17 protein-coding genes are annotated in these 15,298 nt (G+C 33.4%); 4 read left to right on the top strand and 13 right to left on the bottom strand.

All coding sequences use genetic code 11. From position 1 onward, the window contains the following. Positions 1-171 precede the first annotated feature (171 nt). The 3 genes from LV842_RS14540 (at position 172) to LV842_RS14530 (ending at position 2,518) form a co-directional block, all read left to right on the top strand. On the top strand, positions 172-918 hold the full coding sequence (locus tag LV842_RS14540; protein WP_233112168.1) for a hypothetical protein: 747 nt from the start codon (positions 172-174) through the stop codon (positions 916-918). A gap of 3 nt (positions 919-921) precedes the next feature. Beyond that, entirely contained in the window at positions 922-1,716 is a 795-nt protein-coding gene (locus tag LV842_RS14535) for a hypothetical protein (RefSeq protein WP_233112167.1), read from the top strand. A gap of 67 nt (positions 1,717-1,783) precedes the next feature. Beyond that, a complete protein-coding gene (locus tag LV842_RS14530) occupies positions 1,784-2,518 on the top strand; it encodes an SIMPL domain-containing protein (protein ID WP_233112166.1) in 735 nt (244 codons plus the stop codon). A gap of 29 nt (positions 2,519-2,547) precedes the next feature. On the opposite strand, the gene LV842_RS14525 is transcribed toward LV842_RS14530, so the two are convergent. The 5 genes from LV842_RS14525 to LV842_RS14505 form a co-directional block, all read right to left on the bottom strand. Beyond that, positions 2,548-3,066: a GNAT family N-acetyltransferase gene (locus LV842_RS14525; RefSeq protein WP_233112165.1), complete on the bottom strand. Its 519-nt coding sequence runs from the start codon at positions 3,064-3,066 to the stop codon at positions 2,548-2,550. Positions 3,067-3,068: 2 nt separating this feature from the next. Beyond that, positions 3,069-3,290, bottom strand: coding sequence for a PspC family transcriptional regulator (locus tag LV842_RS14520; protein WP_233112164.1), 222 nt, complete (start codon positions 3,288-3,290; stop codon positions 3,069-3,071). Next, positions 3,280-4,557 carry a DUF2851 family protein gene (locus LV842_RS14515; protein WP_233112163.1) on the bottom strand — a complete coding sequence of 426 codons (1,278 nt, stop codon included), beginning with the start codon at positions 4,555-4,557 and terminating at the stop codon, positions 3,280-3,282. The genes LV842_RS14520 and LV842_RS14515 overlap by 11 nt, the downstream gene beginning before the upstream one ends. A gap of 118 nt (positions 4,558-4,675) precedes the next feature. After that, complete coding sequence (gene bshA, locus LV842_RS14510) at positions 4,676-5,833, bottom strand: N-acetyl-alpha-D-glucosaminyl L-malate synthase BshA (RefSeq protein WP_233112162.1); 1,158 nt, start codon at positions 5,831-5,833, stop codon at positions 4,676-4,678. A gap of 32 nt (positions 5,834-5,865) precedes the next feature. Next, the gene (locus tag LV842_RS14505) at positions 5,866-7,560 is read right to left on the bottom strand and encodes a glycoside hydrolase family 3 protein (protein WP_233112161.1); all 1,695 of its coding nucleotides are present in this window, start codon (positions 7,558-7,560) and stop codon (positions 5,866-5,868) included. A 114-nt stretch (positions 7,561-7,674) separates the two neighbouring features. On the opposite strand from LV842_RS14505, the gene LV842_RS14500 reads away from it, so the two are divergent. After that, the gene (locus LV842_RS14500) at positions 7,675-8,211 is read left to right on the top strand and encodes a hypothetical protein (RefSeq protein ID WP_233112160.1); all 537 of its coding nucleotides are present in this window, start codon (positions 7,675-7,677) and stop codon (positions 8,209-8,211) included. A gap of 90 nt (positions 8,212-8,301) precedes the next feature. Here the strand turns inward: LV842_RS14500 and ribA are convergent, their stop codons facing one another. From ribA to LV842_RS14460, 8 genes are all read right to left on the bottom strand, one after another. Beyond that, positions 8,302-8,898: a GTP cyclohydrolase II gene (ribA, locus tag LV842_RS14495; RefSeq protein WP_233112159.1), complete on the bottom strand. Its 597-nt coding sequence runs from the start codon at positions 8,896-8,898 to the stop codon at positions 8,302-8,304. A 14-nt stretch (positions 8,899-8,912) separates the two neighbouring features. Then, on the bottom strand, positions 8,913-9,371 hold the full coding sequence (locus LV842_RS14490) for a hypothetical protein (protein WP_233112158.1): 459 nt from the start codon (positions 9,369-9,371) through the stop codon (positions 8,913-8,915). After that, positions 9,368-9,982, bottom strand: coding sequence for a DUF4254 domain-containing protein (locus tag LV842_RS14485; RefSeq protein WP_233112157.1), 615 nt, complete (start codon positions 9,980-9,982; stop codon positions 9,368-9,370). The genes LV842_RS14490 and LV842_RS14485 overlap by 4 nt, the downstream gene beginning before the upstream one ends. A 17-nt stretch (positions 9,983-9,999) precedes the next feature. After that, positions 10,000-10,218: a twin-arginine translocase TatA/TatE family subunit gene (locus LV842_RS14480; RefSeq protein ID WP_233112156.1), complete on the bottom strand. Its 219-nt coding sequence runs from the start codon at positions 10,216-10,218 to the stop codon at positions 10,000-10,002. Between the two features lie 29 nt (positions 10,219-10,247). Continuing rightward, entirely contained in the window at positions 10,248-11,807 is a 1,560-nt protein-coding gene (locus LV842_RS14475) for a murein hydrolase activator EnvC family protein (protein WP_233112155.1), read from the bottom strand. Next, positions 11,800-12,648: a DUF4292 domain-containing protein gene (locus tag LV842_RS14470; protein ID WP_233112154.1), complete on the bottom strand. Its 849-nt coding sequence runs from the start codon at positions 12,646-12,648 to the stop codon at positions 11,800-11,802. The genes LV842_RS14475 and LV842_RS14470 overlap by 8 nt, the downstream gene beginning before the upstream one ends. Positions 12,649-12,737: 89 nt before the next feature. After that, positions 12,738-13,754: a sugar phosphate nucleotidyltransferase gene (locus tag LV842_RS14465; RefSeq protein WP_233112153.1), complete on the bottom strand. Its 1,017-nt coding sequence runs from the start codon at positions 13,752-13,754 to the stop codon at positions 12,738-12,740. Between the two features lie 27 nt (positions 13,755-13,781). Beyond that, on the bottom strand, positions 13,782-15,236 hold the full coding sequence (locus LV842_RS14460) for a lipopolysaccharide biosynthesis protein (RefSeq protein ID WP_233112152.1): 1,455 nt from the start codon (positions 15,234-15,236) through the stop codon (positions 13,782-13,784). Between the last annotated feature and the right edge of the window lie 62 nt (positions 15,237-15,298).

The raw sequence follows: 15,298 nt of genomic DNA, 5'->3' as shown, positions 1-15,298 counted from the left end.
GAATTTAAACTGCAAGTTAGCTAAATATGGCTTAAATTTTAACATATTTCAAGCGCTATTTAACAGTTTTAAAACTAAATTTCTAAAAGAATTCACAAAACACGTTAACTGTGGTTAAACTTATGGATTAATTTAAAAATAACTTTAGTTTTGCTTTATAAAAAACTGTCCGTGAAAATAAAACTACTTTTTACCTTTCTCGTCTTATTTTTCATCAATATGAATGCTCAAAACTATATTTTCGGTAAGATAAATACCGAAGATGGGGTAGAGTTAACAGATGCAACTGTAATTAACATCAGAACCAACGAACGGGTAGTTTCTAATAATGATGGTCATTTCATGATTTCCGGAAGAGTAGGTGATGAGCTTCGTTTTGTAAAGGCGGGCTATGAAAGGGAAAGTAAAAAAGTAAATGAGGATAATATAAAATCTTCTTTGCAAATTACCTTGATTAAAGCTGCTACATTAATTGATGAGGTGGAGATCAAAAAAGGAATAACAGGTGATCTGGCTATTGATTCTAAAAATCTAAATCAACAGAAGAAAGTTCAAAAGTTGAAAGGGGAACTTGCCCTTTATATGTCTCGGAAATCTGATCCCAGAGTTTTGGCTGCAAGGCCGGGAGAATTTGTTCAGCCTAAAGGACAGGGATTTTCTATAGGAAAAGTAAAGAATAAATGGGATGATATTGATTTCATGAAGTATTTGATTTCTGTGCTGGGTGAGCAGTACTTTATAGAGTTAAAAATTGAAAAACCTCAAATTCAACATTTTATATATTATGTTTTTGCAGGAGGGTATGAACGAAAAAACATATTAAAATACGGTTTTTGCAGTGATGCAGATTTAATGCGATTTCAACGTGCAGTATTGGTGAGAATTGCTTCTTACCGAGCTCCTCAAACCCAAAAATAAATGATGAAAACTATTTTTGGATTAATATTTTGTTGTTTCGGAACATTTATTTTGGCACAACAAAAAATCTCAGGATCAATCTCCGACGAGCAAGGCATAACTGTAGGTCAGGTTCTGGTTATCAATATCTCTAAAAACATGAGTACTTACAGTGATTCTTTGGGGAAATTTACTGTTGACGGACAGTTGGGGGATGAAATAAGATTTGTAAAAGAAGGATTTTATCGTTCACAGATTCATGTTTCTGAAGAAAGTTTCAAAACGAATACTCATATTTCTCTCAAACGTTTAGAAATATTAATTCCTGAAGTTAAAATTGAATATAAACCGACTGGTGACCTTAAAAAGGACAGCAAACATTTGAATGATTCCAAAAAGGTTGCTTCCCTAAAATCATCAATGGAGAGCTATATGAAATCTCCTATGACTGAAGTTGTCCCTGAAAATAAAGTTCCGAAAAGTTTTGGAGGACATGATTTCAAGGCGGGACAAGTAAATCTTTTAGGTGTAATTGGAGGCGCAATCGGGTTAATAAATAAGGCGACAAAACCAAAGATTACAAAACCTAATTTCTATGAAACTCAAAATTTTCTTCAAAGAGTTAAGAATGAAGTGGATTTAAACTTTCTGAAGAAATACGGAATGGATGAAGAGCAAATTGATAAGTTTCTTACTTATGCAGAGAAGGTAAGTAAACTGTCAAAAAAATATAGAAAAGACTTTAAAATAGGAGCAATTTCGTTTGAACTGCAGACTATTTTTGCACAATACCAAAAAACAAATAAGTTAAGTGATTAATTAGTTTTTAATAATTGTATTTCGGAATAATAATTGATGATTGAGTAACATCAAATCACAAATTAAAATGAATAAAACAATTATTGCTATCGCAGTTGCTGCATTGGGTTTCATTATCGGTTTAGGGCTTTTAGGAAACGCAATCAAAAACCGGAATAAATCTGAAAATACCATTTCAGTAACCGGCTTAGGAACGAAACAATTTACCTCAGATCTAATCACATGGTCCGGAAGTTTTTCGAAAAATAATCTTGATTTAAAAGCTGCTTACGACGAACTCGCTGCAGATAGAAAAATGATTAATGATTATTTGCTGTCAAAAGGAGTGAAACAAAATGAAATTGTTTTTTCTTCAGTTGATATTCAAAAACAGTTTAGAAATTATACAGATTCGAATGGAAATAATGTTCAGGGAGAATTTTCAGGATATAATTTAACTCAAACAGTTTCAATCGAAAGCAAGGAAGTCGCAAAAATTGAAAACCTCTCCAGAAACATCACGGAAATTATCAATCGTGGAATTGAATTTACTTCCTCTTCACCATCTTATTTTTACACCAAGCTTTCTACTGTGAAACAGGAAATGATCGCTTCTGCAACAAAAGATGCTAAAGAACGTGCTGAAAAAATTGCTGAAAACTCAGGAAGCAGTCTTGGAAACCTTAAAAAAGCAACGATGGGTGTCATACAGATTACTGCTCCGAATTCGAATGAAGATTACTCCTACGGAGGAACTTTTAATACCTCTTCTAAAGAAAAAGAGGCGAGTATTACCATAAAATTAGAATATCAAGTAAATTAAAAAAAAGTCAGAAGACCAACTTCTGACTTTTATATTTTATGATAAACAATATCGTAGATTTCTTCTTTAATTTCTTTTACATTTTCGGGGGAATAGTTTGCCAGGAGCCAAAGCTTAAGAGCATTTTTTCCTTCGCCATAACTTGGCTGTACATACATCTCATCCACTAATCTGAAGTTGTTTCTCTGATAAAACGCATAGCGTCTTTTGGCATCGTCACCTAAATGTTCAGGTTCTATTTCCAAGATAATTCTAGGGTAATTTTTAAATAAATAATCTGTGATGTGAGAACCTAATTTCTGGCTTCTGAACTCAGCAAATACCTCAAAGTGTTCTACAAAAACAAAATGACTAAGTTCCCAGATAATGAGATAACCAATGTTTTGAGCTTCGTGTAAAACTGAAATCACTTTTACGTTCGGATGGCTGAACAGATTGATAAAAGGAATCCAGTCTCTTCTCTCATCTTCCGGAAAGGTCGTCGAATAAGACTTGTAAATTTCCTGAACTCTGTAATCTTCAGGAGAAGTTATTTGTAAAAATTCCATGGTTATAAATCAAAAACATTAGGTCTTCGGGTAATAAAAATATCTTTAATCCAAAGAGTAAATGCTAACCCCAAATAAATCAAAAAGAAAAAGCCTGCGGTTGCAAAAGTAGAGTAAATAAAAAACACTCTTAATTTTGAAACAGGAATTCCCAGTTTAGCACCCGTTCTCGTAAGAACACCAAACCATTCTCTTTCCATTTTGTGTCGGATATTACTCAGCATTGTATGTCTCTTTTAGAATTTTAAAACCAATACCGCAATTTAAGCAATTTTTTGTTTCACAATTGCTTTTGTAATGATAAATGAGGCTTTGGCTTTCCAGTGCCGTATCGGGTTTTAGTTTCAATTTTTTCCAGTTTTCAGTAATGGAATTTTTTTCAGGAGGTAAATTTTTGTAAAAGTTGATGATTTCATCAGAAATTTCCTCGTTATGGTATTTGTGATAGACATATTTTATTGGCAAAACCGTGTTAAGAATGATGAGGTTGATAAATTCTCTGCTCAAAATTTTGGATGGTCTATTGATTGATGCTTTGCCAAAATTGAATTTATCGTCCCAATATTCGGAGGCTTTGACATTTTTGAAAACTTCATATAATTCTTCAGTGGTTTTTGCCAGAATAAGTTTTGAAAAAAGATTTTGATGCTGAAAATAAAGATCAGCCAGCTGAGAAAGACGAATCGTCGGGAAATTCGGAGGTCTTAATCTTAAAAACCTAGGATGAAGCTGAATAGAAGGAAGGTGAAATTTTGTCGTAAGAAAATCAAATTCCCTTTTCCACAGTTTCATCTGGTCATCAACTGGGTTCTCAAGCCAACCCGAAATTCCGAAAAATAAAGCTTCAAGCTGGGTTTTATTTTGTCGGATTTTATTAATAACGGAAAAATCTATACTTTCAGCAATTTGTTTAAAAATGAAAGCATTGACTTTCAATCCGAAAGAATAGGCAAGATGATGAAAAAGTACAGCTTCAAAATTATTTTTTGATCTTGTAAGGTCTTCTTCAATAGAGATCGATTTTTCCTGCAGTTTTTTTAGAATATTTTCTTCATGAAAGTAAAAAGGAATATTGTTAGGAGTAAAGAGATTTTCACAGGAAATAAACTGATTTTCATGAAGTAATTTTTCGTATTTCCCGAGAATATTTTCGTCGATATGTTTTTTAAGTTCTAATGTTGCAATATTTTTAACGGTAAATTCTTCAATTTCTAGGTCGTGTTGGTAAACCACGTGAAGAATGATATTCTGATAATTAGGATCATCAGAATGCTGATGGAAAATCCAGTCTGAAGATTTTATATGCAGTTCAATGTTGCCGGCGAGAATTACATTTTTAGTTTTAATTTTTGCCATCAGGAAATCGGGGCCGGAATCCGTATTCCATTTTCCGGAATGTAGGATTTCAATAGAATTTCCATCAGTATCTTTAAAGTCAAAATTGGTGAAAATCTTGAAGTTCCAAAGATATTGGAGAAGCTTTTCATTCATAATTTGTGTTTGTGTCACAACTAATGTATGAATTTTAATTAAATATATTTGACCCAGTTTACAATAAAAAAACTGCTCAGAGTAATCTGAACAGTTTACATTTTTATAATAAATGAATTTATTCTGAAACCGATGCTTGTGCGGTTAGATTGAAATTTTCGATAGTCGTTTTGTACATCTCTTCGTAAATAGGAAGGATGTTTTTTAGATCAAATTTTACCGCTTGTTCTTTTGCATTCAATTTCATTTTTGCTAAAAGTTCATCATTGCTTAATAATTTGATACAGTAATTACTCATCGCTTCTACGTTTCCGATTTCAGCTAAAAATCCTGTTTCTCCCTGAATATTTACTTCCGGAATTCCTCCTGCGTTGGAACTGATCACCGGAGTGTAGGCCGCCATAGCTTCCAATGCTGCCAAACCGAAGCTTTCCTGCTCAGAAGGCAGTAAAAATACATCAGAAAGCTGAAGAATTCTGTAAAGATCGTTCACTTTTCCTAAAAGACGGATTTTTGAAATCAATTCCGGATTTTCTTCCAAAAACTGATTGATTTTCTCCATATCCGGACCTTCTCCGATGATAATTAATTTAGATTTTACTTTTTTCTCTACATTTTTGAATATCTGTAAAACTTCCTCTACACGTTTTACCGGTCTTAAATTGGAAACGTGGATTAAAATTTTTTCATCAGGATTTGCAAATTGCGTTCTCTGGCATTCATTGCATTCATCAAACTCAGAATTGTCGATAAAATTGGTAATTACCTGAATTTCTTTTTTAATATTGAAAAACTGCAGCGTGTCTTTTTTTAAACTTTCAGAAACAGACGTTATAGCGTCAGATTTATTGATGGAAAACTCTACAGCGTGTTTATAGCTTGGATGTTGCCCTACTAATGTGATATCGGTTCCGTGAAGCGTTGTTACCAATGGAATATCATTATTATCCTCACGAAGCATTTGTTTAGCCGTAAAAGCTGCATATGCATAAGGAATAGCGTAATGAGCATGAAGCAGATCGAGTTTATATAGATTGACGACACGATAGATCATCGAGCTCAGCGCAATATCATAAGGTTGATATTGGAAAAGCGGATACGTCTGAACGTTTACTCTGTGAAAAAAAATATTAGGATTGGTAATATCTAATCTTGCAGGCAGCGCCGAACTGATGAAGTGTACTTCATAACCTTTATTAGCAAGTGACATTCCAAGTTCTGTTGCTACAATTCCGCTTCCTCCGTAGGTTGGATAGCAAAGTATGCCTATTTTCATCTGTAAATATTTTATAATTTATTTGATATGGTCTAATGAATTGATTTTACTTTCAGGTCGATTCCCATTCCCGCTTTCAGTTTGTCATTTACCAAAACCGGAAGTCTGCCTGAAATGTTGGTTTTTCCGTTGAGTGCATTTGCCGTTGCGGTCATAGAGTCGTCATTATTTTCATAAGACACCAAAACGGTTGATACTTTTGAAATATCAATGTCTTTTAATGCATAAGCGCTTCCGAAAACATTAAGAATTACATTTTGTTTTTTTGCTAAATCCTCCAACACCTGTTTCGATTCTGCTGAAATTTTATAAGGTTTGTAAGCTGTAGAATTGTCTTTATGGAATCCTACTATCACTGTGGAATTGGCTGGGATAGTATTAATTTCATTTGATTTTTTAATGATAATATTTGATCCCAATGTATTAACAAAAGTTTGGTAAGGAGCTTCTTCCAAAGGAACATAATAAATTTGTTTTCCGTTTAATGGAAGCAGTTTTTTATCATCTTTTAATAAAGTAAGGGCATTCGAATATAAATTCTGAACCAAAATTTTGTGAGAATCATTGTTAAGATCCTGATTAACGTTTTCAGGATTTTTCGGAGTGTATTTATCTAGCCCTAAGAAATATTTAGTTAAAAGAATTTTCTTTACACTTTCTTCAACTCTTGCTTGTGGAATTTCTCCGTTATCAATCGCTTTCTGAATCAATTTTTTCCCTTCTGCAACCCCCTGAGAGAAAAGCATAATGTCGTTTCCTGCTTTAAAAGCCATGGCATCCAGTTCACCGGGATTGTATTTATTCGCTACAGCTCCCATATTTAAAGCATCGGTGATGATTAAGCCTTTATACCCCAGCTTTTCTTTCAGTAATCCTGTGATAATGTTTTTTGACACCGAAGCAGGGATTCCTTTTCCGGATTCTAAGCTTGGAACATATAAATGAGCAACCATTACACCGCCAATTCCTTTATTCATTAAAGCTTTGAAAGGGGCAAGTTCAATGGTATTAAGTCTTTCTAAATTATGAGAAACAACCGGAAGGTCTAGGTGGGAGTCTGTATTGGTATCACCATGTCCTGGAAAATGTTTAATAGCAGCAAGAATATTGTTATCCTGTAGTCCGTTCGAGTAGGATAGAGCAGAATTAATTACATTCTGAACCTCAGAACCAAAACTTCTGTTACCAATAATAGGATTGTTCGGATTGGTATTAACATCCACAACCGGAGCAAAATCCCAATTGATCCCCATTCTTTTACAATCTTCTGCAATTTTTGCAGCCATCTGATAAATAAGATTTTTATCCTGGATAGCTCCTAAGGTCATTGCCCAAGGAAATTTGTGTGCAGCAGCAATTCTCTGATACAATCCCCATTCTGCATCCATTCCGATCATTAACGGGACTTTAGATTTTTGCTGAAATTCATTAACGAGATTTATTTCTTTTGCAGCATCATCCTGCATTAAAATTAATCCTCCGATTTTATCGTTTGCAACAATGCTTCTTACCTGGTTGATATGATTTTCATCTTTATTGGTGTAAAGGGCAACGATGAAAAGTTGTCCCAGTTTTTCGTCCTGAGAAAGACTATTATATGTTTTATTTACCCATTGTTGAGCTTTATCTAAATCAGCCTTTGATGTATTTTTAGGTTGATATTGTGCATTTGTTGCACAGCTTATTAGCAGAAATATGAAGAGTAAATTAAATACCGATTTGTTCATAACTTTTGAATAAGAACAAAAATACGATTAAAAAAATCACACTAAAGAATGTTTTTGAGTTTTTTGGTATATGTTTTGAATACGCTTTATAAATAATAACTAAACTTTTATAAAATGAAAAAATTTTTTCCACTTTTACTCATAGCTTTTGTTAGCTTATTTATATTTAGTTGTGATAACAACAATGACAATGATAATTTTGTAGATCACGATACCTATTCTCAAATGAGAGATGTTACCGGAAGCTTTACTGCTGCTAATAATTATGCATTTACACAAGGAATTAATATCCAAAGTACAGATGTTGTTTTAGTGTATAGAAATTTAGGAGCTGCATGGCAATTGATTCCGAAAATGATGTATTTACCAGATGCTACGGGAATGCCTGTCAATAGAGAATTCCAATATAACTTTGTTTTTGATAGCCAAACGGTACAAATTAGAATTGATGATGAAAATTTTAATTTGGCAACAGGGTTGACTGCTGCAGAAGCAAATCAATATTTAAATAGCCAGAAATTCAGAATTGTATTGGTTCCTGCAAGTCCTGCAAAAGGTGCTGCAGCTCCAGTAGATTATAGTGATTATAATGCAGTGGTAAAATATTATAATCTTGATGACTCTAAAGTGATAACAACTAAAGTTAATTAATCATTTTTCTAAAGAAATATCTTTTCAGTTTTTTATAAATAATTAAAAAAGAAAGCTCCGGAAGTAATTCCGGAGCTTTTGATTTATGAGTTAATTATCATTATCATCAAGCAGATGACCAAAATAATCTTTCTTTGTTTTTAAGTATCCTTTACTTACTTCATTGGCTGGAATTTGTAAAGGGATTCTTGAGTTGAGGTGTATATTACTTTCCGTAACATATTTTACCTTTTCAGGATTGTTGGTAAGAAGATTAATATCTTTTACATTCAAAAGGTTTAATATTTCTATGGCAACCCCAAAATTTCTGTCATCTGCAGGAAGACCTAATTTTAGGTTAGCTTCTACAGTATCAAATCCTTTTTCCTGAAGAGAATATGCTTTTAGTTTATTGATAATGCCAATGTTTCTTCCCTCTTGTCTAAGGTAAATGATGATTCCTCCATTTTCGTGAATATATTTCATGGCAGCGTCTAATTGCTGCCCACATTCGCATTTTTTAGAATGGAAGACTTCTCCGGTAATACATTCTGAATGGAAACGTACATTCACTGGTTTTGAAAAATCTGTATTTTCAGCTAAAATAGCCATATGTGGCATCCAGTCATTTTCGTTTTCAGAGAATGCAATCATTCGGAAATTGCCGTGCTCGGTAGGAACGTTGGCTTCCGCCTGAATTTTAATCATGAATACTTCTCATTTTAATTTCCTTTTAAAGAGTCTTCTATTACAGAGATATTAGTTTTAAGTCTTACCAAATATCTGTTCAGAACTTCATCATCATCTTTACCCAGATTAGATCTTAGTTTCTGAATTTTTTTATATGACTTTTCAAAGCTTTTAACGGCTCTGTTTTTTCCAGCTGTATTTTTAGATTCGATAGCGTATAAATAATTTTGAAGGCTGTATTTTAAGCTTGTTACTTCCTCATTTATACTGTTACTCTTGAATGTAGGAAAGGTTGAAATTAAATTAGATATTTCTGAGGCATTTACATTTTTCTTGATATCGATCTCAAATGACTTTCCGGATTCTGAGCGATTATCAGATCCTTTAGATTCACTATAGAAATTGCTGGTTAACGGAGAAAGATTAAGCTTTTCCGTTGCACAAGACGAAATCGTTGTGATTAATATTCCAAAAAAAAGTAATTTTTTCATTTTTGTTGCCCCTTTTGATAAAGGATTGGGTTAAGACTTTCATCGTTGTACATTTTCATTTGTTTGTACACTTTCATCTTAACGTTACCGTTCTCAATATCAGTAAGCAACTGATTGATAGAAGTTGATAAATCATCTTTTTGTATAAGGAGAACGTTTAATTTTTCTTGACAATTTAAACGATGTTCCTCAGACGCAGATTCTCTGTTGGCTTCTAACGACATGTGATAAATCTTTAATGCAAGTATTGATAATCTGTCTACTGCCCAAGCGGGAGTTTCCGTGTTTATTTTTGCATTAGATCCGGGAGTTATACTTTCATATTTTTTTAGAAACCAGCCGTCTATAAATTCAACTAAATCAGTTCTTTTCTGATTTGATTGATCAATAGTTCTCTTCAGAAGAAGAGCTTCAGCCGGATCAATATTTTCATCTCTAATTATATCTTCCAAATGCCATTGAACGGTATCAATCCAGTTTTTTGCATACAAAATTCGTTCCAAACTGTCTTTTTCGTATGGATTGTTAATTAGAGTATTAACATTATCAAGTACGTGGTAATCTTCAATAGACTGATTGAAGATGTTCCATGCAATTTCCGTGAAATTCATTTAAAATGAGTTAGAATTTAGTTGCTAGACGTTGTATTGTTATCGTTTGAAGAAGGGTTTTTGTTTTCTGAACCCGGTTTATCTTCTTCTTTTACAGCATCTTTAAATTCTTTAATACCAGAACCAACTCCTCTCATTAATTCAGGAATTTTTTTACCTCCGAAAAGCAATACAAGCAATATTGCTACGATTAAGATATGTTGCCAAGATAAGGCTAATATTGTTAGTGTGTTCATCTCTAAAATTTTTGCAAAGTTAAACTTTTTTAATAAGAAACCCAACCTAATGGATCAACCGGTGTACTGCCATTCCATACCTGGAAATCAAGAGTATATGTTCCGTCAAAATCCTGAGCTACTGTACCCACCGGAGTACCTGCAGAAACTTGTTGATTTTTAGATACAGAGTTACTGCTCAGATTAGAATAAAGGGTAAAATAATCACCGTGCTTTATAATTACTGTTTTCGTTCCGTCTGAAGCAGGAAGTATGGAAGAAACCGTTCCCGGAAATACACATCTTGCAACAGCTCCTTTTGATACAGATATTTTAATACCATTATTTTCTTCCATGATATTTTTAAATACCGGGTGTGGCTGTCTTCCGAATCGGTGAGTAATGGTTCCTGAAATAGGCATTCCTAATTTTCCTTTATTCGCCGCGAAATTATTTCCTGAAGCTGTAGAAACTCCAAAGTTGGTCATTGCTTTAGATTCTGCAGCTTTTTTATCAGCTTCTTTTTTCTTAGCTAATGCATCTTCCGCTGCTCTTGCTGCATTTAATTTATCAGTAGCCTCTTTTGCTTTTAAGGCTGCTTCATCAGATGCTTTTTTTGCAGCAATTTTTCTGGCTTCATCTCTGGAATTTGCTTCTGATTTTGCAGCTTCTTCAGTACGCTTTCTTTCTTCTTCAGCACGTTTGGCTGCTAATTCTGATGCTTTTTTTGCTTCTGCTTCCGCCAATTTTCTTTCTCTTTCCAAAGTTTCTGCTTTCGCTTTTGCTTCTGCTTCTATTCTTGCTTTCTCTCTTTCAGCAGCTATTTTTGCCAAACGAATTTTTTCTGCTTCTGCTTTTTTTCTAGCCTCCTCTTCTGCTTTTGCAATTCTTATTTCTTCTGCAATAATCGCTCTGATTTGCCCTTCTAAAGCTTTAGATTGAGTTTGTTTTTGTTTAAGTTCGGCAGTGATTTTCGCTTCGTTCTTTTTGAATTCGGCTACCAATTGTTCCTTTTGTATACGTTCTACATTGATAGTAGCCAAATCTTTTTTCTGTGTAGTCAAGAGGTTTTCTTTTTCAGTCGCAGATTTCTTTTTCTGTGCGATTGATTTTTGGATTTGTGTTGCTGCTGTAGTTATTTCGGCAGCTTTTTTATCTTGATAGTCTGAATATTGTTTTAAATATTGTACCCTTCTAAGAGCTTCACCCAAATTTTTTGAAGAAAGTATAAAAGTTACTTTGTTCTGGACCCCTTTGTTTTTATAAGCATTTACTAAAACTTCCGCATAGTTTTTCCTTAAAATGGCAAGTTCTCTGTTTTGACGGTTAATCTCCAACTGGCGTAGGTAGATTTCATCTTCAATAAATCTTTTCTCTTTTTGAGTATTGTTATATACTTTTTCTCTTAAGACTAATTTTTTATTAACATTGGTAAGATAAGCAATAGAAAGCTTTGATTCACTTCTTGTTTTTGCTAAATCTGTATTTATCTGTGCAATTTGTTTTTTAAGGTCGGCGTTCTGCTTCTGTAGCTGTTCTTTCTTTTGCCCTTGTCCGTAGTGCAATCCAAACAACAAAATACCTATTAAAAAGCTAAATTTCTTAATCATTTAATTCAATTTTCTTATAATTAGGTGGTACAGAATAGCGTGTATCCATCCTCGAAAAGTCAAATTTCGTATTTTCCAGTAAAATTTGACTGTTTTTGGCTCCTTTTATAATTATTTTAACATTTTTTGGAAGACGAATTTCATTTTGATAAGTTTCCCATCCGTCATACAAAATCTCTAAAGAATCATCGGAATTTACATCTTGAAGGTTCACCTGTATAAGGTCATATTCCGGGGAATATTGAAGAACTATTTTATATTCTCTGGTTGTTTCCCCGGTTGCTATTTTTATGTTGGAAATTGAAGCCAATTGATACCCTTGCATATTTTGGGTGATGCGGGCATTACTACCTTTGATCGTAAAAAAAGTTCTTCCTACCAAAAGTTTTTCCAGGTTTTTATAATCTATGAAATTGACATTCAATAAATTATTAAGATACTCGAAATCAGAATCTATATAATTCTTGTTATACTTATCCATTGCTTTTATTCCTTCAGGAGTAATGAGCGCACGAGCGGCATTGATGAACAAGAAGTTAATAGAAGAATATATCTTTTTATCTGTTTCTATATAAATTGTAGCATCCAAAGGACTTACCCGAATATTATCGGCGGTAATTTTACTGCTAATTTTAAGATATTCAAATTGAGGATGAATGTATACTTTTTCGTAAAAAGTTACAGGATCATGTACATTTTCACCAACATCGATTGGTTTATTATCATCAGGTTTTTGTACTTGAATACTATCTTTTCCTTCTGCATTTTGTTCTACGGTTTTCCTGGTTTTACAAGAAAATAAAACGAGAAGAATAAGTATTGAGGGGATCCATTTGTTCATATTCAAATTTAAATAAATGCTTTGCAATATTAACGCCAAACCACACAAAATCTTTTGTGTGGCCTGTTATTCTAATAAAATAGGGTGGGTTATTTAGATAAAAAATCCAGTACAGAATAATCTCCTAAAGAAATTTCTCTTGCAACCCCGAAATACTGAGCCGAATTTCCGATCATCGAATTGGAAAGATTACCATGATTAATTCTGGTGTTCTCCTGAATCAATGAGTTTTCGATGTTGGAATTAACTATTATTGTATTATTTCCTAAAGAAACTCCGGGACCTACTTTAGAATTTGAAATTTTTACATTTTCCCCGATAAAACAAGGTTGAATAATTAACGAATTTTCTATTTGTGCAGACGCAGGAAAATGAGACATTTCTTCTCTTTCATATTCTAAAATTTTGCTGTTGGTCTCTACAGTCGCATTTTTATTTCCGCAATCCATCCAGTCGTTTACTTTTCCTAAGGTAAACTTTGCCCCTTTTGCTCTTAGGTTTTCTAATGCTGTTGTTAATTGATATTCTCCACCATTTTTAATATCATTATCCATGATATAATTGATTTCATTCATCAGTTTCTCAGCACTGTTGAAATAATAAATACCAATAATGGCCAAGTCTGAAACGAAAGTTGTCGGTTTTTCTACGAAATCTGTAATAAATCCGTAGTTGTCTAATTTTACAACTCCAAAAGCTGATGGATCTTCTACACTTTTTACCCAAATCACGCCATCCGCATTTTTATCTAATTGGAAATCTGCACGGAAAAGAGTATCTGCATAGGCTACAACAACATTTCCTGTCATAGATGCTTCGGCGCATTTTAAAGAGTGTGCTGTTCCCAACGGATCAAGCTGATGATATATACTTCCTTTTGCTCCTAGTTTTTCTGCAATTTGTAATAAAGATTTTTCAATCTCCGGACCAAAATCTCCAATGATAAAAGCTACTTCTTCGATTTTTTCTCCTGCTACTTTAGCAATATCTTCTACCAATCTTTGTACAATCGGTTTTCCTGCGATAGGAATAAGAGGTTTTGGAACTGTTAATGTATGTGGACGCAATCTGGAACCACGTCCAGCCATTGGAACAATAATTTTCATATATGAATGTTTGTTTTGTTTATTATTTTATGCTCTTCTGAGTATCTTATTAATCATTGTTCTTTCATTATAAACAAGGAATGCTATGAATAAAAGAAACAAGCCGTTTCCTATTAAATAATTGTCTCTAAAGTAGTAAAAAGAGACCATAGAGATCGCAATTGATAAGATAAGGTAAATCGAAATTTTCTTTATGTTATAATGTATAGGATATTGTATTTTTCCCCAAATGTAAGAAATAATCATCATGCTGGAGTAAGTAATTAATGCCGCAAAAGCACTTGCCCAATATCCGTACGTTGGAATAAATGTAAAATTGATAAAAATGGTAATGGCAGCTCCAATTAATGAAATGTATAAACCTACTCTGGTCTGATCAGATAATTTATACCAGATAGAAAGATTGAGATAGATTCCCAGAAATAAAGCACCCAGCATGACGAAGGGAATGATTTCTATTCCTTCATAATAAAGAGGATTTTTCAGGTATTTTTCCGAGATCCATTGTAAGTTAACCATCAAGCCAATGTAAATTAAACAGTTGCAGATCACAAAAATATCCATTAAAACAGCATAGGTTTTATGATTGCTTTTGTCTTTAAAGCTTGAGAAAAAGTAAGGCTCAATTCCCAGCTGATAGGCCTGTCTGAATACGGTAATGAAAGTTGCGATCTTATAAACCGCACCATACACTCCGATTTGGTGTTTGGCTTCTTCTTTCGGAAGTAAATATTTTAAAAACTGTCTGTCCAGTGTCTGATTGATAATTCCCGCAAGACCTGCAATCATTACCGGCCAGGAATAATTCATAATTCTTTTCCATAGTTTAAAATCAAACTTACGGAAACTGAAGTTCACAAATTCTTTTCCTACTATAGCTAATGTAATGATACTTTGTACCAAATTGGCGATGAAAACATATCCAACACCAATTTCCGGATCATATTTCAAGCCGAAGATTCCATCGGGATATTTTGGAAGCCATTTAATGAAAAATACTACCAAAAAGTAGTAAGCCAACGATCCGATGACCTTCGAAAGCATATACTGAACAGGCTTTCCTTCCAGTCGTAAAACCGCAGAAGGAATGGTGGAAAATGCATCAAAGGATAAAATGAAAAGGAAAATGACCAAATAATTGACCTGATCAGGAGTTTCAAAAGCGTTGGCAAGATCCTGTCGGAAAACATATCCTAAAAGAAGATAAATAACCCCGGTTCCTAAAACACTTAAAGCACATGTCGAGATCAATGTTTTCTTGTCAATATCTCCTTCCTGTGCAAAACGGAAAAAAGAAGTTTCCATTCCGTGAGTCAGGAAAACGGTAATAACTCCGGCAATTGAATACCAATCCACGAAAGGTGAAGAGGCAGAAGGCCCGAAAGCTTTGGTTACGATTGGCGCAATAAGAAATGGAAAGATTCTTACCAATACGGAACTTAACCCATATACAGCGGTTTGTCCAAATAGTTTCTTATACAATTTTAGGTTTTTAAAATGCAAATGTAAATATTAGAATTCATAATTTTCTGATTGATGTTTAA

The organism is Chryseobacterium gwangjuense (assembly GCF_021311115.1).
GTDB lineage: Bacteria > Bacteroidota > Bacteroidia > Flavobacteriales > Weeksellaceae > Chryseobacterium > Chryseobacterium gwangjuense.
The sequence above is the reverse complement of the archived record's forward strand: the minus strand, read 5'-3'. Positions and strand labels throughout refer to the sequence as shown.